General features: G+C 42.1%; 18 protein-coding genes. 16 read left to right on the top strand and 2 right to left on the bottom strand.

Features of this window, described 5'->3' with window-relative positions; all coding sequences use genetic code 11:
- Nucleotides 1-185 precede the first annotated feature (185 nt).
- Nucleotides 186-596: a YjdF family protein gene (locus B1A85_RS12080; RefSeq protein ID WP_104547157.1), complete on the top strand. Its 411-nt coding sequence runs from the start codon at nt 186-188 to the stop codon at nt 594-596.
- 83 nt (nt 597-679) lie between these two features.
- On the opposite strand, the gene B1A85_RS12075 is transcribed toward B1A85_RS12080, so the two are convergent.
- Entirely contained in the window at nt 680-1,576 is an 897-nt protein-coding gene (locus B1A85_RS12075) for a hypothetical protein (RefSeq protein ID WP_104547156.1), read from the bottom strand.
- A 23-nt stretch (nt 1,577-1,599) separates the two neighbouring features.
- Nucleotides 1,600-3,972: an NACHT domain-containing NTPase gene (locus B1A85_RS12070; protein WP_104547155.1), complete on the bottom strand. Its 2,373-nt coding sequence runs from the start codon at nt 3,970-3,972 to the stop codon at nt 1,600-1,602.
- A 1,034-nt stretch (nt 3,973-5,006) separates the two neighbouring features.
- On the opposite strand from B1A85_RS12070, the gene B1A85_RS12065 reads away from it, so the two are divergent.
- The 15 genes from B1A85_RS12065 (at nt 5,007) to B1A85_RS11995 (ending at nt 19,034) form a co-directional block, all read left to right on the top strand.
- Nucleotides 5,007-5,924, top strand: a complete 918-nt coding sequence (locus B1A85_RS12065; protein ID WP_104547154.1) for a methylenetetrahydrofolate reductase — start codon at nt 5,007-5,009, stop codon at nt 5,922-5,924.
- Nucleotides 5,925-6,015: 91 nt separating this feature from the next.
- Nucleotides 6,016-7,290, top strand: coding sequence for a beta-ketoacyl synthase (locus tag B1A85_RS12060; protein WP_104547153.1), 1,275 nt, complete (start codon nt 6,016-6,018; stop codon nt 7,288-7,290).
- Nucleotides 7,283-8,491, top strand: coding sequence for a beta-ketoacyl synthase (locus B1A85_RS12055; RefSeq protein ID WP_104547152.1), 1,209 nt, complete (start codon nt 7,283-7,285; stop codon nt 8,489-8,491). The genes B1A85_RS12060 and B1A85_RS12055 overlap by 8 nt, the downstream gene beginning before the upstream one ends.
- 62 nt (nt 8,492-8,553) lie before the next feature.
- Entirely contained in the window at nt 8,554-8,796 is a 243-nt protein-coding gene (locus B1A85_RS12050; RefSeq protein ID WP_210404404.1) for an acyl carrier protein, read from the top strand.
- A gap of 29 nt (nt 8,797-8,825) precedes the next feature.
- A complete protein-coding gene (locus B1A85_RS12045; protein ID WP_210404403.1) occupies nt 8,826-9,230 on the top strand; it encodes a holo-ACP synthase in 405 nt (134 codons plus the stop codon).
- Between the two features lie 2 nt (nt 9,231-9,232).
- The gene (locus B1A85_RS12040) at nt 9,233-10,780 is read left to right on the top strand and encodes a benzoate-CoA ligase family protein (protein WP_104547149.1); all 1,548 of its coding nucleotides are present in this window, start codon (nt 9,233-9,235) and stop codon (nt 10,778-10,780) included.
- Between the two features lie 255 nt (nt 10,781-11,035).
- A complete protein-coding gene (locus tag B1A85_RS12035) occupies nt 11,036-11,434 on the top strand; it encodes a cupin domain-containing protein (protein ID WP_104547148.1) in 399 nt (132 codons plus the stop codon).
- A 1-nt stretch (nt 11,435) separates the two neighbouring features.
- Complete coding sequence (locus tag B1A85_RS12030; protein ID WP_104547147.1) at nt 11,436-11,762, top strand: carboxymuconolactone decarboxylase family protein; 327 nt, start codon at nt 11,436-11,438, stop codon at nt 11,760-11,762.
- Nucleotides 11,746-12,540, top strand: a complete 795-nt coding sequence (locus tag B1A85_RS12025) for a cyclase family protein (protein ID WP_104547146.1) — start codon at nt 11,746-11,748, stop codon at nt 12,538-12,540. The genes B1A85_RS12030 and B1A85_RS12025 overlap by 17 nt, the downstream gene beginning before the upstream one ends.
- Nucleotides 12,541-12,658: 118 nt before the next feature.
- The gene (locus B1A85_RS12020; protein ID WP_104547145.1) at nt 12,659-13,141 is read left to right on the top strand and encodes an SRPBCC family protein; all 483 of its coding nucleotides are present in this window, start codon (nt 12,659-12,661) and stop codon (nt 13,139-13,141) included.
- A gap of 33 nt (nt 13,142-13,174) precedes the next feature.
- Nucleotides 13,175-14,497, top strand: coding sequence for a salicylate synthase (locus tag B1A85_RS12015; protein ID WP_104547144.1), 1,323 nt, complete (start codon nt 13,175-13,177; stop codon nt 14,495-14,497).
- 41 nt (nt 14,498-14,538) lie between these two features.
- Nucleotides 14,539-15,339: an alpha/beta fold hydrolase gene (locus B1A85_RS12010; RefSeq protein WP_104547143.1), complete on the top strand. Its 801-nt coding sequence runs from the start codon at nt 14,539-14,541 to the stop codon at nt 15,337-15,339.
- Between the two features lie 135 nt (nt 15,340-15,474).
- A complete protein-coding gene (locus B1A85_RS12005; protein ID WP_104547142.1) occupies nt 15,475-16,464 on the top strand; it encodes a putative 2-dehydropantoate 2-reductase in 990 nt (329 codons plus the stop codon).
- A 165-nt stretch (nt 16,465-16,629) separates the two neighbouring features.
- The gene (locus B1A85_RS12000; protein WP_104547141.1) at nt 16,630-17,598 is read left to right on the top strand and encodes a WecB/TagA/CpsF family glycosyltransferase; all 969 of its coding nucleotides are present in this window, start codon (nt 16,630-16,632) and stop codon (nt 17,596-17,598) included.
- 26 nt (nt 17,599-17,624) lie between these two features.
- Nucleotides 17,625-19,034, top strand: a complete 1,410-nt coding sequence (locus B1A85_RS11995; protein WP_104547140.1) for a hypothetical protein — start codon at nt 17,625-17,627, stop codon at nt 19,032-19,034.
- Nucleotides 19,035-19,040 lie beyond the last annotated feature (6 nt).

Below are 19,040 nucleotides of genomic sequence, written 5' to 3'. Positions count from 1 at the left end.
TATGTCTTTTTATATGTTTTTTCTGGGTTATTTATGTGTTATTATGGCTTGTACTGATTAATTTATGTAAAACAAATATTTGATAATCTTGAAGAGTTTCCAGAAATTTTAATACATGTTGGATTATACTTATTTATTTCAATTCAAGCCTTGTAAATTTAAAAAATTGACGATCGGAGTAAAAATTGAAACTAACAATTTTATTTAACGGTCAATTTTGGGAAGGCGTCGTTGAAATCAACGACGAAGGTTATTTTAAAGCAGGAAGACATATATTTGGTTCAGAACCTAAAGATCCCGAAGTTTTGCAATTTGTGATTCATTCAGCATTTAAAATACTAGAAAACACTACTTCTGTAATAGAAGTGGATGTAACTGAAGAAAAAAAGGTTAATCCTAAGCGCCTTGCAAGAGAAGTTGCCAAAGAGTCGGTTAGAGGCGTATCGACAATGGCACAAGAAGTAATTCAACGCGAGTTAGAAAATCGAAAAAAAGAAAAGAAGGTGGTTACTAAAGAGCAAAAAGAAGCTGAAAAAACGCAAAAACGCTTAATTGCGCGGCAAAAAGCCAAAGCAAGACATCGTGGTAAAGGTTGAAAGATTCACTTCTACACTCGACTTACTTAAAATCCTTGCTTACATTGAACGCATCTTTATACAAAACCGAGGCTACTTATACATTAAACTAATAATGCGTTAATTAAACGCTTCCACTCTACGAGATTGCCATTCTTAGATGCCAGTAGCTCGGTTAAATCGTCAAAATCTCGATGAATTCCATCTTTATACTTTTTGACTTTCTCTTCATAGAGTTTGATCCTTTCACTATTCGTTTTACCCTGGAGCAAGAAATAGCAAAAATAGTCAAATAGATCGATGAGTATTTGGAATGGTAAAACTAATTCGTCACAACCTAAGCTTTGAGAATACTCGTCATATTCTTCTAGCATATCTTGGATGATGAGATATTCTAGATAGTTGAGTTTGACAAAAGGATTGTGAGGAAATTTCTGCAAAGCATCTTGCATAACCCGCACAGAGCGATTAGAGTCATTTTGCTTCAGTAAAAAAATTGCATATCTTTTTACTGCCCAAGTGTATGCAGGATTTTTAGTCAAAACATCGTTGTAAACTTGTTCTGCTGCTTCTAGACGGTTGTACTTTTCTAAAAAATAAGCATAGTGTGAGAGTGTCCACAAGTCATTATCGTAGCCATTTTGTAAAGCTTTTTGATACCACTCATCAGCGCGCTCCATCAAAAAGTTGCGCTCTAGAATATAGGCATAGTAGTTCGCGCCTTCGCTTCTATTTGTACTAAATGCTTGTTCAAGGTGGTGCAGCGCAGTTGTATAGTCGTAAGTTTTACCGTAGCATTGACCGATTCCATAGTGAAAGTCTGGTGTGTCCTGGTGCTTCAACAAGTGTTGATATAGTAGGGTAGTTACTTTATAGACATCTTTTGTACGTAAGAAGTCTGCAACTTCAGCAATTGACGCGATCGCATATCCTTGATATTCATTAATAATCTTTTCATACTCTTGATTTCGAGCAAGATTCATCAACTCGTTTTCTAGCATGATTTCTACCTATTCAATATTGTTTAACTTGCTTGAAAAGCAGTTTTGTACCAAAGTGACAATGCTTTGATTTCGGAAAGTGGTAGTAACAAATTGTCTTGTATTTCTTGCCGCACTCGATTACTGACACAGCAGCTATTATTCAGGCAATCTATCAATAATTGGTTAGCATCGTAATATTGTTTCAGTGTTTCCATCTGCTGACTACTAAATTGCCAATCGTAGCCAAAATCGCGGTAGGAAATCGAGACTACCTTTAATTGTTCCATCCAAGCATCGCCGTTGGCTTCCCACCACAGGTCAAATTCACTCTCTTGCAGTGAGTCGAATACTTGTGCTTTGAGTTTTTCTAATTCGTGCTCTAGCTTGGGATCGACAATACTAGCACGGTTGATTGCTCGCTCCAGAACGCGCTTAAAAGTCAAAATTCGCTTGGGAGTATTTTTAATCACATAGTTAAGTGCCAGCATGCGATCGAGGGCAAGATCGAGCGCAAGCTCGTCATTTATTTTCCGAGTCATTGCTGGCTCTAGCGCCCGCGACAACTCTAAAGTACTACTTAATAAATTAGAAGTTCGTGCTAAGTCGAGGTCAAAATAGAAAGCTCGTACAAGCACCGACTTGTGCAAACACATACTGCGAGCTTTTTGGCTAACCCAAGCGAGAAACGCTTGTAACTGCTCGTCTGCTGCTATTAATTGATCGACGTATTGCTTCATCAACAGCAGTAGATAGTCAGCATTTCGTAACATACTCACGCTGAATAAAAAGACTTCCCGCCAGCGCTTCTCTGTAACATGACTGACGAGTTGTCGTAAGCCTCGCTCTAAAGCTTCAGGATCGGAATTATTCACAATTGTCCGCGCCGTGAAATATTCATGAAATGTCAAGTGCGAAAACGAATAAATTCCCCTAGCGCGTTCTACTAACAACCCATGTTGAGCTTCGATTGATTTAAGAATCACCTCGGTATCGAGTTGCAACGACTGGGTTGCTGTCACGCTACTTGGTAAGCTATGGATATAATCAGCAATGTACTGTTCTAGCTCTTGCTGCCGAAAGAAGTACTCACCTTGTTCAAACGTTTGGTAAGCGATTTGGCTAAGCAGATCTTCCTTATGCTTCACTGACAAATTCTTATAAACCTGCTCGCGCTCTATATTACGTTTGGCATCCCATTTTTTGAGCAATAAATTAATACCCTCTTTGTAAAACTGCGTGCGATTGCTAGGAAAACTCGCCGTTTCTACAAATACTAGACAGATTAGTGTTAGGAGTAATGGATTCGTTGCTAGTTCGCAAATCGTAGCGTTTTCTTGGAGTTTCTGGAGAAAATTGTCACTTTCCGCTGGTGAAGCAAACCAGTTGCGAGCAAAACTAGCAACTTGCTCTGCATCAAAATCCGCAATTTCTACTTCAGTAAACTCCTCAAAGGTGTATTCGCGGGTTGCAATTCGACAAGTTAGCACAAAATGGCAATGAAGAAACTGCGCTGCAAAATTGCGGATCTCTTGAACAACACGATAACAGTCTTTCTCCTGCACCTCGTCGAGTCCATCGAGTAAGACGAGCGCCCTACCATGATTTAATATCTGAGTTGTGATGGTGCTCTCTGTGATGCCGCAGGTAGTAAACTGCTGTGCTATGTACTCTTGTAAGCTTGGTTGTTCGGGTATTTCTGCAAAGTCTTTGAGCGCGATTAGAATGGGGACTCGGTTAGTTTGTAGCTTTCCGTTGATGCATTGCAAGGCAATATGTTTCAAAAAAGTTGTTTTGCCTGCACCTGGTTTACCCAATATGACTAACTTAGGATACTCTTGCAGTGCTTCTAAACCAGAAATTGAGCTTTGAGTAACTTCTCCTAAGTTTGGACGGTCAAATTCGTCTATAGCGCAGACTTTGAGCAAATCGGCGAGTTCGATTCGGCGTCGCCCCGTAATTTTTTTGAGGATGTTGACTTTGGTATATATATTGTTTAACTCAACAGGCTGTGACATATCTAATACCCGCATTAGCCCGCATCTTTGTTGAATCGCGGTATGTACTTTATCGCGTACCTCGCGTACTAATACGTCTATGTCACATTGGCTACTATACTTTGTTAAGTTTGTTAGCGCAAGTTGAGTAAATTCAACTTCTTCTCCTAACTCAGTGGTTTCCTCCTCCCAATTTTCTAGTTCAGCAACCTCTTGCCAAGGTAATTCCAACCTTTGACAGATTTTATGAAAGTTTTCTCGCCCGACTGGCTTACCAGCAAAGAACTTTTGCACTGTCGAGCGGGAGACTTCTAACTCATCTGCCAAGTCAAGTTTGGTTGCAAACATCAACATAGCCCGATTGGCTCGGTTGAGTCCTTCCGGTGATGCTTTTAGCGATCGCCCTGCTTGTACTTTCATATTTACAATGAGTAAAACCCTACTGATGATATTTAGAGTTAGCCTAAAAGTCTCGAAAACCAGCTTGGAAAGAACTCTCAAGTAAGCTAGTTTTTTCTACTATATAATAAAAGTCTTATTCAGTTTGTATTCACTACAACAATCAATAGCTTTTAATGCTTATCCAAGTCTCCATATTTACCAAAATATCGTGACATTATTAAGCCTGTCTCATAAGCAAAGTTATTTGTTACCTATTATTTCTACGTCTTTGCTTGGTATTTATTTACACTGGACGTCCGTCATTCGTTATTCCTTAAAGTCCTTATAGTACTCGACTAATTATTGTTTGCCTCAAAGTAGGAGAGCAAAATTATACTTATCCTTCCTGCTTTAATATTTTTTTTCCTCTTCCTTAAGGGAGATTAGAACGTAAATATTGCTTGTTAAGGAAAAAACAAGTTGTAAAGCTTAAGAAAAACTAAAATTTCCTGGGAAACCACAACTTATTAGAAAAATGCCACAAAATTCATGATATACACAAAAACAACATAAAATACACATCTTTAAACCTCAATGGGGCTTGATTAATTTGGGAGATATGCAAAACTATAAGTCATCTCGTAAATGATGCTCTGACATCAGATTCGATAGTAATTCTAAGTAAATAGAGTCTTTTGATGACTTACTAAAAAGCAGATAAATTTCTGCTGGCGTACAACTCAAGCTTTGAGTACATATTTTTTTGTAAAATTTTAGCCCCATTCTAAGTTCAATCAAAAGAATCTCTAGACTATTCTCTAAACTTTCTAAAATATAAAGTAGTAAATAGGAGTAATTGACATTTTTAGTTGAATTATCATTCCAGGCAATGATAATTAGAGATTGGTACTAATAGCAACGCGCAACAACAAGACTAACTACTGCAAAACATTTCATTATTAAGGTGATTTGAGCAAGCAAAGTTAGTTGATGTAGAAATAAATAAATGGATATGCGTTGAATAGGCGAATAACTCGCAGGGCATGTTGGGATTTAAGCATTAAATTTAACCAATGATTGCTGTAAATAAGTTTCAAACATTGTTAAATGCTGGTCATTTTGTTGTGTCAGCTGAACTAACGCCACCGCGACACTACAAGATAAAGCCATTGATTAGCAAAGCAGAAAAGATTGCTGCTCATGTAGATGTAGTGCATTTAAATGACAACGCGCTTTCGCAAGCACGGTTATCTAATGTTGTAGCAGCACATTTAATTCAACAACTAGGAATTGAACCTGTTGTGCAACTCACACTACGTCACAAAAACCGAATTGCTTTGCAAAGTGACTTATTAGGGCTAGCAGCATTGGGAATTCGCAATGTGATGATTTTAGGAGGCTATCCCTGCTCGATTGGTAGCGATCCGGATGCGAAGGAGGTCAATGATATTTCTGCAATTGAGGCGATCGCCGCCATCCACAACTTCACAACTCATGGCAAGATGTTCAATGGGGACGCGATCGCGCCAGCACCTGACTTTTATATAGGCACTATTGCGGTTCCCTGCACCGCGCCAGATAAATTAGAGGAGAGCATGGCGCTTTTGGAAGCGAAAATTGCACGTGGTGCGCGTTACATTCAACTACAAGCAACTTTCGATTTAGCTTCCATGCAGCAATGGATGGCAGAAGTTGTCAAACGAGGATTACATAAACGAGTTCACTTTATAGGAGCAGTCTTTCCTTTTAGTAGCTGGAAAGGACTTGAGTTTTTACAGAAGATACCAGGATTTTATATACCCAATGAAGTAGTAGAGCGTATTCGCAACAGCGATCCTAAGTCAGAAAGTCTGCGAGTTACGATAGAGCTTATTCAAGGGATGCAAGCTATAGAAGGCATTCGCGGTATTCATCTACGACTCATGGGGTCTAGCAACTGCGCTGAAATTGTCGAGTTAGCAGGATTACGGCAACTTGCCCAGTGCCGCTAAACTGTGCGATATCTGCATTGTGGTATCCGAACAAAAATTAGCTCGACAAAACTAAATAATATTGAGAACTTTTCTTACTAAGAATCAAAGAATGAAACGAGTCGTCATTACAGGTATTGGTGTTGTTGCTCCTTTAGGAATCGGTAAGGAGCAGTTTTGGAAAAATGCAATTCGCGGACAATCGTATTTGCAAGCCGATCCAGAAATGGAGGCGATGGGAATTAAAAGTAAAGTGCTGTGTCGAGTTGCTGATTTCGATCTTTCTGATTACTGTTCGGGAGCCGAGTTCGACCACTTGGTGGAACAAGATCGAGTCGTGCAATTTGGCGTTGTCTCTGGTACAGCAGCGATCGCCGATTCAGGTTTAGACTTAAGTCAAGAAGATCCCGAATCATTGGGAATTATCTTTTCGTCAGCGATCGGTGGTACGCCAACGATTCAAAAAATCTTTGAACGGTGTAGCGAAAAAGGTAGCCAGCCGTTAAAACACATCGCCACAGGTGAGAATTTTTACAACGCGGGGATGTTCAACTATCCTGCGGCGTTACTCGCACGCAAGCATGGATTTCAAGGACCGTGTACTTCACTATCAACAGGTTGCACGGCGGGGTTAGACGCATTGGGCTTGAGTTTTGAACTGATTCGCTCTGGAGAATGCAAAGTTATGCTTGCAGGAGCCTCCGAAGCGCCACTGACGAGCTTAACGTATGCAACGCTTGACGTAATTGGTTCGCTTTCGGTAACAGATTGCGAACCAGAAAAAGCATCGCGTCCTTTTGATGCTAAACGCGGTGGATTTGTGATTAGCGAAGCTGCTGCGGTACTCGTGCTAGAAGAACTCGAACACGCGCTAAATCGCAACGCGCACATTTATGCCGAAGTTGTGAGTTACTACAGCGTCAGCAATGCCTTTCACATGACGGATCTTCCCGATCATGGAGTTCCAATGGCAGCAGTGATGGAACGGACGCTTCATCTTGGCAATGTTGAACCAGAAGAACTTGATTATATCAATGCGCACGGTAGTTCCACACCGCAAAACGATTTATTTGAGACGAATGCTTATAAGCAAGTACTAGGCGATAAAGCCTACCGCTTACCGATTAGCTCAACCAAGTCGATGATTGGTCATTCGCTCTCTTCTGCAAGTTTAGTGGGAGTTGTAGCCACTTTAGGCGCAATTGAACTTTCGGTTGTTCATCCAACTGCAAATTACGAGTTTCCCGATCCTAATTGTGACCTTGATTACGTACCAAATGAAGCGCGTTCTACCGAGGTCAATACGGCGCTACTAACGGCAAGTGGTTTCGGCGGTATTCATTCGGCAGCAATTTTCAAAAAGTATCAGGAGTCGTTAGGTGAGTAAACACGATGTGGTAATTACTGGTATTGGGATTATCAACCCTGCTGGTATTGGCAAAGATGAATTTTGGCAGAATGTGAGTACAGGTAAATCGGCAATTCGCGAGATTAGCCGCTTTGATTCGACAGACTTTCCAACTAAAGTTGCGGGCGAGATTGCGGAGTTTGAGCCAGCTGATTATATCCCGCGTCGCTTTATTGTCAAAACAGATCGATTTACGCACTACGCCTTGGCTGCAACCGAATTTGCCTTGCAAGATGCGGCGCTTGATTTAACTCAGGAAGATTCGTATCGCGTTGGCGTTTGGTTTGGGAATAATGCTGGTGGTTGGGATATCTGCGAACGCGGATTTTACGAACTGTATAACGATGGCGCAACGATGGTAAATCCTTGGCAAGCCACCGCGTGGTTTCCGACCGCCGCCCAAGGATATGTAACGATTCGCTATGGAATTCGCGGGTATAGTAAGAGTTTTGTTTGCGATCGCGCCAGTGGCGCAAGTGGACTGTACTTTGGCGTCAAATCAATCCAAGAAGGATTTAACGATGTCGTCATCGCTGGCGGTTCAGAAGCACCGATCACGCGATTTGGAATGACGTGTTACTACGAAACCGGAGAAGTCAGCGCCGCAACTGATCCCGAAAAAGCTTATTTACCGTTTGACCGCAATCGCACAGGGTTAGTATTAGGTGAAGGAAGTACCGTTTTAGTGCTAGAGTCGGAAGAACACGCACGCAATCGAGGTGCGAAGATTTACGGTAAAGTCGTCTCAGGTTGCATGACGACAGATACCGATCCCACCAGTGGCGTTCACTTCGAGCGCTGCATGACACGCGCGATTCAATCTGCACAACTTCAGCCTAAAGATATAGATGTGATTCTAGCCGAGGGCTGCGGAACGCAACAAAGCGATCGCATCGAAGGCGAAGCTATTTCTTCAGTGTTTGCGCAAGCACCAGATGTTGCAGTTTCTGTTCCCAAAGCACTTTACGGTCATCTTTATGGTGCAAGTTGCGTTACGGAGGTTGCTTGTAGCCTCTTGGCAATGGAAACCGAACAATTACCAACAATGAGCCAAACTGAACCCGATCCCGATTGTCGGCTCAACTTTGTGACGCAACCGCAAAGTCGCACAGTACGTTATGCACTCGTCAATTCCCGTGCCCGCGAAGGAGTGAATGCATCGTTTGTGATTGGTAAGTAACACCGCCAATCTTTTCACTAAACCAATGACCGCCACAATCAAAATAACTGAGGTATCTACCTATGACCATGGATGCGCTAAAAGACATATTAGTTGACTTAGGAATTCCCGAACACGAGATTACAGAAACAGCCCTGCTGCGCAAAGACTTGCAACTCGACTCGACAGAAACCGTTGATATTTCCCTGGGACTTAAACGGCGTTTTGGTGTCAATGTCAAACTAGAATCGCGCAAAGACATGACATTAAAAGACGTATGCGAGATGGTTGAGCAAGCGATCGCGACTACGGCTACAGCGACATGATGCCCACTGGAAGAGGAATACAAGGTTTCATGTATCTACAAGTTGCCCAACCAAGACTCGCCGAAATTAAAGGCATTGGAATTGATATCGCACCAATTAGCAAAATTGCCTCTTTAGTCAATCGCTACAACAGCGAGCTTACTTTGCTATTTACTCCTGGCGAAATCGAACAGTGTCAATCTGCACCCTATCCTAGTCGGTATTACGCCGTATGTTTTGCTGCTAAAGAAGCGGTAGGAAAAGCTTTAGGAACGGGATTAGTTGATATCAACTGGAACGAGATTGAATCGACAATCTCTCAATCAGAGTTAACAATCGAGCTACGCGGTGCAGCCCGACAAAAAGCATTGCACTCTGGAGTAAAAGCATGGCTGGCGACTTGGTGCTACTGGGATGACTATGTGATGGTTCACGTTCTTTCAAAGGGCGAATAAACATGAATCAGTACGAACAATTGCCAGATATTTTCAATGTAGCAGCCTACTTTATCAAAGGTAATTTGCACAAAGGCTATGGCGAACGAATTGCCTTATATCATCAGGATGAAATCTACACTTATCGCAAAGTCAGTAACGAAGTTTGTGCTGCTGCTGGATTACTTGCGGAGTTAGGTTTAGAACGCGAAAACCGGTTCGCCATTCTCTTACCCGATAGTCCAGATTTTGTCTTTGCCTTTTGGGGGGCAATTTGGTTAGGGGCTGTGCCAGTACCAATCAATACTGCGTGTAGCCTTGATGATATTGAGTATATTCTGCAAGATTGCCGCGCTAAAATCTTACTGACAACTCAAGAGTGGCAAGAAAAACTTTCGCCCATTCAATCTCCGTTTTTACGGAATATTCTCCTCATCGATGGAGATAACTCCTTTAAGACACTTGCAAGCTCATTTCCTCAAGAACTACCACCCGCACAAACCTCCCCCGACGAACCAGCGTTTTGGCTTTATACTTCTGGTAGTACAGGTAGACCAAAAGGCGCGATTCATCTTCATCGCAGTATGGTCGTTTGTGCCGAACAGTACGGGAAAGCAACGCTTGGTTTGCATCAAGACGACATCACGTATTCGATCGCCAAGATGCCGTTTGCTTACGGGTTAGGTAACTCCTTGTATATGCCGATGGCGGTGGGCGCAGCATCTATTTTGTCAGATGCAAATAATGCGTTTGACATCATTGCTGATATTCATCGCTATCGACCGACAATTTTGTTTGCGATTCCTGCTACCTATGCTAGTATTCTAGCAGTGCAAGATATTGCGCCTTTAAATGCTTCCACATTGCGCTTGTGCGTATCGGCAGCAGAGCAACTACCAAAAAGTATTTGGCAAAAATGGCGTAGTACTTACGGTATAGAAATCTGCGAAGGCATTGGCACAACGGAATTTTTACACATCTTTCTTTCCAATCGTTTAGGCGAGTGTCGTCCTGGTAGTTCGGGTAAACCGGTTGTTGGTTACGATGTTCGCATCATTGATGAGAATGGCGTACCGATGCCTACTGGCGAAATTGGTAACTTGCAAGTCGGTGGCGATAGTTTAATGCTGCGGTATTGGAACCGTCATCAAGAAACGCGCCAAGCCATTTATGGTAACACAATGCGTACCGGAGACAAATATCTCTGCGACGAAGATGGCTATTTCTGGTTTATGGGACGCAAAGACGACCTGTTTAAGGTTAACGGACAATGGGTATCGCCATTTGAAATCGAAGATGTGTTACTGCAACACGAGAGCGTGCTTGATGTTGCAGTCGTACCAGAATCTGAAAGTGGTGAAAATTTAACGCAAGTTGTGGCGTACATCAGCCTGAAAGCTGGGTTCTCTGAGTCAGTGGAACTCGAAGAAAGCATTCGCAGATTTGCCAAAATGCAACTACCGCGATTTAAAGCGCCGAAAAAAATTCAATTTTTAGAACGCTTACCGCGTACCTCAACAGGAAAAATTCACCGCAAAGCATTACTCAAAGCCAGTCAACTGGTTCAGTAGCAGTTCTGAAGGATCGTCTAGTGGAACCGTAAAACTATTACTCAAAGGTAGAAGGCAGAAGGAAAGAGATATTAATAAAAATTTCCGTTGTGGATAATCAAGCCTACTTCTAAAAAAGAACAAACAGGATGCCAAAGTACGGTATAAGTCGTTGTTCCAATTTCACTTTTTAAGGATTGATTTCTCCTTGTTCTTGTCTTCGACCTCTTACTTCCTAAATTACTACGTAATAACTAAAAGAAGGAAATTAACTTAATGGTTACACAGCAAACAAGACGCTTGGTGATGGGACCAAGTGACGTACCAACAATTGATGACCGAGGTGGCGAAATTCATGTTTTGATTTCTCCCACCAGCGTACAGTCCACCAAGTTGATTATGGGGACAGCAACTGTACCAGTGGGTGGCAGAGTATTATGTCACGCGCATCCGCACGGTGAAGAGTGCTTTTACGTATTGCAAGGGCAAGGCGAAATTGAGATTGCAGATGTGGGTGTTGTTCCGTTTCAAGCCGGACAAGCGGTGCTGACTCCCCAAGGTGCAGCGCATTCGATTGTCAATGTAGGTAATGAAGAAATTCGCGTTGTCTTCGCCTCAGCCCCTTTAGCACCTTCCCCCAAAGACGGACACATTATTCTTGAAGGAGAACATTAAAATGAAGAACATGATGCAAGAAGCACCGGAAGTTGCCCAGAGTTTCTTCGATCTGGCGAAGTCGGTGAAGCAGTATTCTCCGCTTGATGAAAAGATCAATGAATTAATTATTATCGGGATCTTCAGCGCGCATCGGGGTTTACGAGGCATTAATACTCATGTAGAGCGCGCTATGGCAGCAGGTGCGACTAAAGAAGAAGTGATCGCCGCGATTCTTTTAGCATTACCGATTGTGGGTATTACCGATGTCAATATGGCGTTGGATCAGGCAATGGAGACGATCGCAATGACCCAGAAGAAGGAGGTTGCAGGTGCGGCGGCTGGTTGATTTGAGCGTATTGGTCGAAAACTCGGCGTCAGAACCAATGGAAATTCGCGTTGAGAGACTCGATCATATCGATGGTGCCAAGCATTTTTGCGCGGAAGTGGCAACCCGAAATGCTGCTAGGTCTGATTCTCGCCGTCTCGAACCTGAAGATTTTCCTGATGGTGCGTTTATTACTTTAGATACTGTCACCTTACCCACACACATGGGAACGCACATTGACGCACCGATTCATTACGGTTTGGATTGTGAAGGTTCGCCAGCGCGTTCGGTCGATGAGTTACCGCTAGAGTGGTTCTATAGTGATGGTGTCCGCCTCGACTTACGCCACAAACAGCCACAAGACTTTATTACGATTGCAGATATCAAAATTGCCCTAGATGCAACGCAACATCAACTCAAACCACTGGATATTGTTTTAATTTGGACAGGAACCGATAAACTGTGGGGCAAGCGCGAGTATTTTTCCCACGCACCAGGGATGAGTCGCGAAGCTACCGAGTGGTTAGTAGAACAAGGAATTAAAGTTATTGGGATTGACACTTACGGTTTTGACCGTCCGTTTGTGACGATGCTAGAAGACTTTTGGCGGACAGGCGATCGCAGTTATCTTTGGCCTGCACACTTCTACGGACGCGAACGCGAATACATTCAAATCGAACGTCTTGCCAATCTCGAACAGCTACCCGATACAGGATTTCAAGTTGCTTGTTTTCCCCTACGCGTTAAAGGTTTAGATGCTAGTTGGGTACGGGCAGTAGGGTTAGTGAATGAGTTGTAGGAAATGGGTAACGGGTAATAGGTAATGGAGAATCAAAACATTTACCGATTACCACTGACCAATTACCAAATCCTTACTTAAAAGTCGATCGCAAATTCCAGAATTTAGGAGTACAAAAATGACAGGTTACACCGAAAACAATATTGTTATCTTGCGAGATTTTGATACTGTTTTTGACTTGACAAATGATATTGAACTTTGGCCGCAATTGTTTACCGAGTACGAAAAAGCCGAAGTGCTAGAGCGTAATGGTAACGAAGTTTTATTTAGCTTGACGACTTATCCTGAAGGCGATCGCCCTTCACGAACTTGGGTTTCGCGACGACTCATTGACAAACCTGGCAAACAAGCTACCGCTGAACGTGTCGAAAAAGCCTTTCCGTTCAAGGACATGAAAATCCACTGGACGTATGAAGAGTTACCGCAAGGCGTAGGTGTGGTAATGACTTGGATGCAAAAGTTTGAAATCCACGATGATTGCAAGTGGACAACTGAGCAAATGGAATCATTTCTCAACCGCAATACCCGCGTTCAGATGCGAGCGATTAAAGAAAAAGTTGAAGCTTGGCCTACCAAAACTCTCACAACAACTGCCGTCTGATTATTACCGCCTCATCCCTAAGGAGCCATATCGATGTATCAGCTAGCAACTGATTTTTTAACCTATCACGAAATGTTTGTTCCAGGTCAGAAAGACCCAATTGTTATCTTGCAAACTTTATTGCAAACGGGAATTTTTTCTGAATATGTGATGTATGAAAGCGAGAGCGAGGTACGGATTGCGGGTAATGCTTTAGCTGAAGTGACAGTCAGTACTGAAGCTGTTTCTAGCCGATTTATGAGCCAGAAGCATTCAGAAAGTTGTACCGATCCGCTTAAGCAAGTTGAGGCAATTTTTGCTTCTTTACCAATAGAAAACTGGACAGCTTATGGTTACGTTGGCTTTGATATTGCCCGATTTTATTACTCGTATTCCAAAGCAATAGACCAGCCATTACTGTACTTTTTAGTTCCCGAAACGGAACTTTATATCACTACCAAAGGCGTACATATTAGAAGTATCAAATCACCTGCCAAAGTTTTAGAAGTCTTATCTGCTGATAGTAAATTAGCAGAATACGTGCCGACACCTCCAAAGGTGGCTGCAACAGAAAATCAACAGTATGAAAAACAAGTCGCAACTTTAATCGATGCGATTCAAAATGGCGAGTTGCATAAAGCGATTATCTCGCGGTCGGTGAAGGTAAAAGGGAATATGGATGTTCTTGGTACTTATGTATTAGGAGCCAAGAGTAACAACGCGGCGCGATCGTATTGTTTGAGTGTGGGAGATGTCTGCGCTGTCGGCTTTAGTCCTGAGATTTTGATGGAAGTTAGCACCGATGGGTTTGTTGTTACCAATCCGCTAGCCGGAACGCGTCCGCGTAGTTCTAATTCAGAAGAAGATACGCGCTTGAGCGATGAATTATTCATTGATGCAAAAGAAGTTAAAGAACACGCGCTTTCAGTTTGGTTAGCACAAAGCGAAATTAGTGCAGTTTGTTCGCCGGAAACTGTGCAGATTTTTGACTTTATGCAAGTTAAGCAATATCGTTGCGTGCAACACTTATCGTCGCGAGTTGGCGGACAACTCAAACCAGGAAAAACGCTGTGGGATGCCTTGAAAGTTTTATTCCCTGGAATTACGGTATCTGGAATTAATAAACACGAAGCTTTAGCATGGATTGACCGCTTGGAAGAAGAACCAAGAGGCATTTATGCAGGTGGTATTGGTTGGATCGATAGCAGCGGTACAGCGGATTTAGCGATCGCAATTCGCTCGGTTTATCAATACGGTGACTCGGTTTATCTCAATGCAGGTGCAGGTATCGTTGCTGAATCAGTTCCCCAAAACGAATTTGTCGAGTCAGTTAACAAGATGAATACGATGCTCACCAATTTAGTAATGGAGTCTTGATTAGTCATCCCATTACCCATTACCAATTACCCATTGCAAGTATGTCTTTTATTCAGGTTGCAAATCGCAAAGTTTATTATCGCGCACCTTTTGGGTTGCCGTCACAAGGCGATCGCACACTACAGTTGCTAGTACACGGGGCGGGAGGTAGCAGCCGTCATTGGGAACCGATGCTTGCCCAACTCGACGCCGCAGAATGCTTTCCTGTCGCGATCGATTTACCAGGACATGGGGCTTCGGAGGGGTATGTCCCTGATTCGATTGACGCTGTGGCTGAGTTCCTCAATGCCTTTTTGGATCGCTTGGGAATTGAGCATCCGATTTGTTACGTGGGACAGTCGATGGGCGGCTTGATCGGATTGCAATTTGCGCTGGCTTACCCAGACCGCGTTGCGCAGTTGGTGTTGATGGCAACATCGGCACGCATTCAACTTCATCCTGATTTTCTTCAGCAGGCAATAACTGGACAATGGAACCGCGAAACATTGTGGCAAAGCTTTGCACCTGAAGTTCCCGAAAATGTCAAAGAACTTGTTTTGAATGAGTTTCAATATACTCGTCTGCAAGCTAATGCCTCAGATTTTATGGGGGTAAGTGCTGTCGATCTTAGTAGCGCTGTATCAGCTTTACGGCTACCGACTTTGATTCTCACCGGCGATGATGACGTGATTATCTCGCCGCGCAAATCTAAGATGTTGCACTGGCAAATTGAAAACTCTCGCTTAGTCACTGTACCTGGTGCAGGTCACTATTTGCACGTCGAACAGCCCGCAAAAGTTGCAGCAGAAATTTTGCATTTTGTCAAGAGCGATCGCTTTGTTTCTGCGTCCACTAATTCATAGTGAATTCTTCTATGTCTTCTTGAGCTTCTATAGCAATTCTAATTCGTTTGTGAAAGCCTCTTTATCTGTTTGCTTTGCGTATGTATCTAGTAAGGTTCGTTAAACACAACTTCACAAATTAAATAGGGTTACTATATGCTATCGTTGCAGCGATCGCTGAATGACAACCGCAGCTATGCGATTCTTGGTACTGGCGCATTGGGTGGCTTTTATGGTGCGCGACTACAACAGGCTGGAATCGACGTTCACTTTTTGCTCCGCAGTGATTATAAGTACGTCAAGCAGCATGGTTTATTTATCGAGTCTCCAGATGGTAACTTTCGTCTCTCGCACGTGAATGCTTACCATAATGTGCATCATATGCCTCGTTGTGATGTCATTGTCGTTGCTTTAAAGACAACGCAGAACTATTTACTGGGGCAAATGCTACCGCGTCTAGTCAAAGACAACAGTGTTGTCTTGGTGTTGCAAAATGGTTTGGGTGTAGAAGAAGAAGTAGCTGCGATCGTTGGATCAGATCGCGTCATGGGTGGATTGTGCTTTACGTGCAACGATAAAGTTGCTCCAGGTCACTTCCGTCATCTTCATTATGGTGTGATTACGCTTGCGGAATACGCTTGCAACTATCTCACGTGTGGAATTACCAAACGAATGCTTCAAGTCAAAAGTGACTTTGAACGTGCTGGTATTCTCATTCAATTAGCGGAAGATCTGCTTTTAGCACGCTGGAAGAAACTTATCTGCAATATTCCCTTCAATGGTCTAACGGTTGTCCTCAATGCAACTATCAAAGACTTGATCGGTGACGTGCATACGCGGATGTTGGTTGAGGAAATGATGCAGGAGATGGTAACAGTTGCAGCGGCTTATCATCGCGCGATCGCAGACGACTACATCGAAAAACGACTTAGATATATTGCCAAAATGGGACCTTACCGCACGAGTACAAAAATTGACTTTGACCAAAGGCGATCGCTAGAGGTTGAGGCAATTTTTGGCAACCCACTGCGTGCGGCGCAACAAGCTGGTATCGACACTCCCCAACTTGCCATGCTTTACCGACAGCTAAAGTTTTTAGATACGTATTACTGCACAAATAAAGCAATCGCGGTTTTATCTCACTAAGTTTCAAGAATTTCAAATAAGGTATTGATGCAGTTTACCCAAGTAATAACTGCTTAGCATTTTTTGGATTGATTTGTCGACAGAAGTTGGCCAAACGCATACAACTGTTCAAATCCTCTAGCAATAAACTTGAGGATTTTGAATCATAGCTTCGGAGGAATGACAATGGAAAAGGTAAATTTGTTAAACGTTGAGATTGATAACTTACCAACATTAGACTTATTAAAAAACTTGAGGAGAGGTGTCGTTTTTACAACTAATGTAGACCATCTTATTAAATTGCAAAAAGATCCAGATTTTGCGGCAGCTTATCAGATAGCAGATTATAAAGTTTGTGATAGCCAAATTCTCTTGTATGCTTCTAAATTTTTAGGGACTCCAATTCAAGAAAAAATATCAGGATCGGATTTTTTTCCTAAATTTTACAGTTTTCACAAAAATAATGAAAATATCAAAATATTTCTTTTAGGAGCAGGGAAAAATGTAGCTAAAAAAGCTCAAGAGAATATTAACAAAAAAATTGGCAGAAATATTATTGTAGGCGCGTATTCTCCATCTTTTGGCTTTGAAAGCAATGAACAAGAATGCCAAGAAATTATAAAAATGATTAATCAGACCAATGCAACTGTATTAGCAGTAGGATTAGGTGCGCCAAAACAAGAAAAATGGATTTATAAATATAAACACAAATTATCAAATATCAAAATTTTTTTGGCTTTGGGTGCTACCATCGATTTTGAAGCAGGTAAATTAAAACGCTCTCCTAAATGGATGAGTAATCTTGGTTTAGAATGGTTTCATCGATTATTGTGCGAACCACAAAGACTTTGGCAGCGATACTTAATAGATGATTTACCCTTTTTCTGGTTACTATTAAAACAAAAGTTTTTGGTGAATCAGAATCCGCAAGCTCTCCTTATTAATAAGCAAGAAAGACTTCATGTTTTACCCGTTAATTCTCCTCAAGGAAAGCCGCAAGAACTTCACAATTTAAAGCGAACTGAATTAAAACGTTCAGCCACTTGGCTAAAACCAACTTCAGCGATTAGTTTAGGTACAAATTTTAGGCGATCGCCACAATACAAAATAGAGAGAAATCAACCTCAAATCACTCATAAATTCTCTTACCGTTAGTAGCCATATTTTAGAGAGGTTTTTTCATGGCTGGTTCTGTAATCATCCCCAAATCTTTTCCAAAATCAACCCTCAAACAAAACTTTTGGCAACGTTATATCCTTTTAGGGTTATTAGCCAACGCTGCATTTGGCATTGTAGCTTTGCTTTATTTGAAGCTTGTACCACCAACTTATACAAGTCACTCTGCAATTACTTTACCAGAAGCCGGATCGGCAGCAAATGTCAACTTACCAAATATTGGACAAGCTTCTTATGAAAATTCATCACCCTATGCAAGTTCAACTCGAGATCCAAGAGAGAATTACAAATTTATTGCCCAAAGTGAACCTGTTCTAAGTGCAGCAGCTAAACAGCTAAATATGCCTTTAGCAAAGTTTGGCACACCGCGGATTAGAATAATCGATGGCACAACTATAATGACAGTCGATTTTAGAGGTGCAACTCCTGAAGAAGCACAGAATAAATCTTTAGCTTTTTATCGCGCTTTTGAAGTTAAACTTAACGAGTTAAGAAGTGAAGAGGCATTGCACAGAGAAGCAGGTTTTCAAACTGCGTTGAGTGACTCGTGGAAAAAATTAGAAACTGCGCAGCAGCGACTTTCGAGTTATAAAGCTGATTCAGGTTTAAACTCTAACGATCAACTCAAAGACCTTTCTAATAATATCGAACAGTTGCGCAAACAAAGAGTGGAAATTTTAGCTCAACAACAGCAAGCTAATGCTCGTTTAAGTCAACTTTCAGCAAGTTTAAACTTATCAGATTTAGAAGCTGTCGATGCCTTCACCTTACAAACAGATCAAATCTTTCAGCAAAACTTAAAAGACTATAGCGAAGCGAGTGCCAACTTAAGCGTTTTGGAAGCAAAATTCTTACCAGATAACCCCCAGTTAGTCACAGAGAAGGCTAAAAAAGACGCTGCGCAAACAGCTTTACTCGATCGCAGTCGCTATCTTTTAGGAAAACCTGTCAGCCAAGCAGTTTTACATCAACTGAGTCTTAATAGTACTAATTCTGATTCTGCCCGCGAAAGTCTTTTTCAACAATTAGTCACCACTCAAGCAGAACAAAAAGGATTTCAGGCGCAAGCACAAGCAACCGAGCAACAGATTGCTCAACTCCAAGATAGACTTAACCAATTAGCACAAAAAGAAGCTGTTTTAGATGCTCTCAAGCGGGATTTACAAGTTAGTGAGGCAGTGTTTTCCTCCACGTTAACCCGCTTAGATATAGGTAAATCGAATGCTTTTGGCTCATATCCACTTGTGCAGGTTATTACGCCTCCTAAATTACCAGAAAATGCTAGTTGGCCTAAAAAAGAGTTTGTTTTACTTGGTGCAACCTTAGGCTCTGTTTTTGCAACTACAGGAGTAGCATTACTTGGACTACACCAACATCGGAAAATAGCGAATAAAGCTAAAAAGTCTGAGGCTTAAGTTTGG

Origin of the sequence: Chroococcidiopsis sp. TS-821 (assembly GCF_002939305.1) — a bacterium.
Lineage (GTDB): Bacteria > Cyanobacteriota > Cyanobacteriia > Cyanobacteriales > Chroococcidiopsidaceae > Chroogloeocystis.
Note: the sequence above shows the minus strand (reverse complement) of the source record. Positions and strands in the feature narration are given on the sequence as shown.

What these genes read in the sequence shown, in the direction of transcription:
- B1A85_RS12065 (WP_104547154.1), top strand. Translation starts at nt 5,007, where the DNA reads ATGATTGCTGTAAATAAGTTTCAAACATTGTTAAATGCTGGTCATTTT.
- B1A85_RS12020 (WP_104547145.1), top strand. Translation starts at nt 12,659, where the DNA reads ATGACAGGTTACACCGAAAACAATATTGTTATCTTGCGAGATTTTGAT.
- B1A85_RS12010 (WP_104547143.1), top strand. Translation starts at nt 14,539, where the DNA reads ATGTCTTTTATTCAGGTTGCAAATCGCAAAGTTTATTATCGCGCACCT.
- B1A85_RS12075 (WP_104547156.1), bottom strand. Translation starts at nt 1,576, where the DNA reads ATGCTAGAAAACGAGTTGATGAATCTTGCTCGAAATCAAGAGTATGAA.
- B1A85_RS12030 (WP_104547147.1), top strand. Translation starts at nt 11,436, where the DNA reads ATGAAGAACATGATGCAAGAAGCACCGGAAGTTGCCCAGAGTTTCTTC.
- B1A85_RS12045 (WP_210404403.1), top strand. Translation starts at nt 8,826, where the DNA reads ATGTATCTACAAGTTGCCCAACCAAGACTCGCCGAAATTAAAGGCATT.
- B1A85_RS12000 (WP_104547141.1), top strand. Translation starts at nt 16,630, where the DNA reads ATGGAAAAGGTAAATTTGTTAAACGTTGAGATTGATAACTTACCAACA.
- B1A85_RS12035 (WP_104547148.1), top strand. Translation starts at nt 11,036, where the DNA reads ATGGTTACACAGCAAACAAGACGCTTGGTGATGGGACCAAGTGACGTA.
- B1A85_RS11995 (WP_104547140.1), top strand. Translation starts at nt 17,625, where the DNA reads ATGGCTGGTTCTGTAATCATCCCCAAATCTTTTCCAAAATCAACCCTC.
- B1A85_RS12040 (WP_104547149.1), top strand. Translation starts at nt 9,233, where the DNA reads ATGAATCAGTACGAACAATTGCCAGATATTTTCAATGTAGCAGCCTAC.
- B1A85_RS12005 (WP_104547142.1), top strand. Translation starts at nt 15,475, where the DNA reads ATGCTATCGTTGCAGCGATCGCTGAATGACAACCGCAGCTATGCGATT.
- B1A85_RS12015 (WP_104547144.1), top strand. Translation starts at nt 13,175, where the DNA reads ATGTATCAGCTAGCAACTGATTTTTTAACCTATCACGAAATGTTTGTT.
- B1A85_RS12050 (WP_210404404.1), top strand. Translation starts at nt 8,554, where the DNA reads ATGACCATGGATGCGCTAAAAGACATATTAGTTGACTTAGGAATTCCC.
- B1A85_RS12060 (WP_104547153.1), top strand. Translation starts at nt 6,016, where the DNA reads ATGAAACGAGTCGTCATTACAGGTATTGGTGTTGTTGCTCCTTTAGGA.
- B1A85_RS12070 (WP_104547155.1), bottom strand. Translation starts at nt 3,972, where the DNA reads ATGAAAGTACAAGCAGGGCGATCGCTAAAAGCATCACCGGAAGGACTC.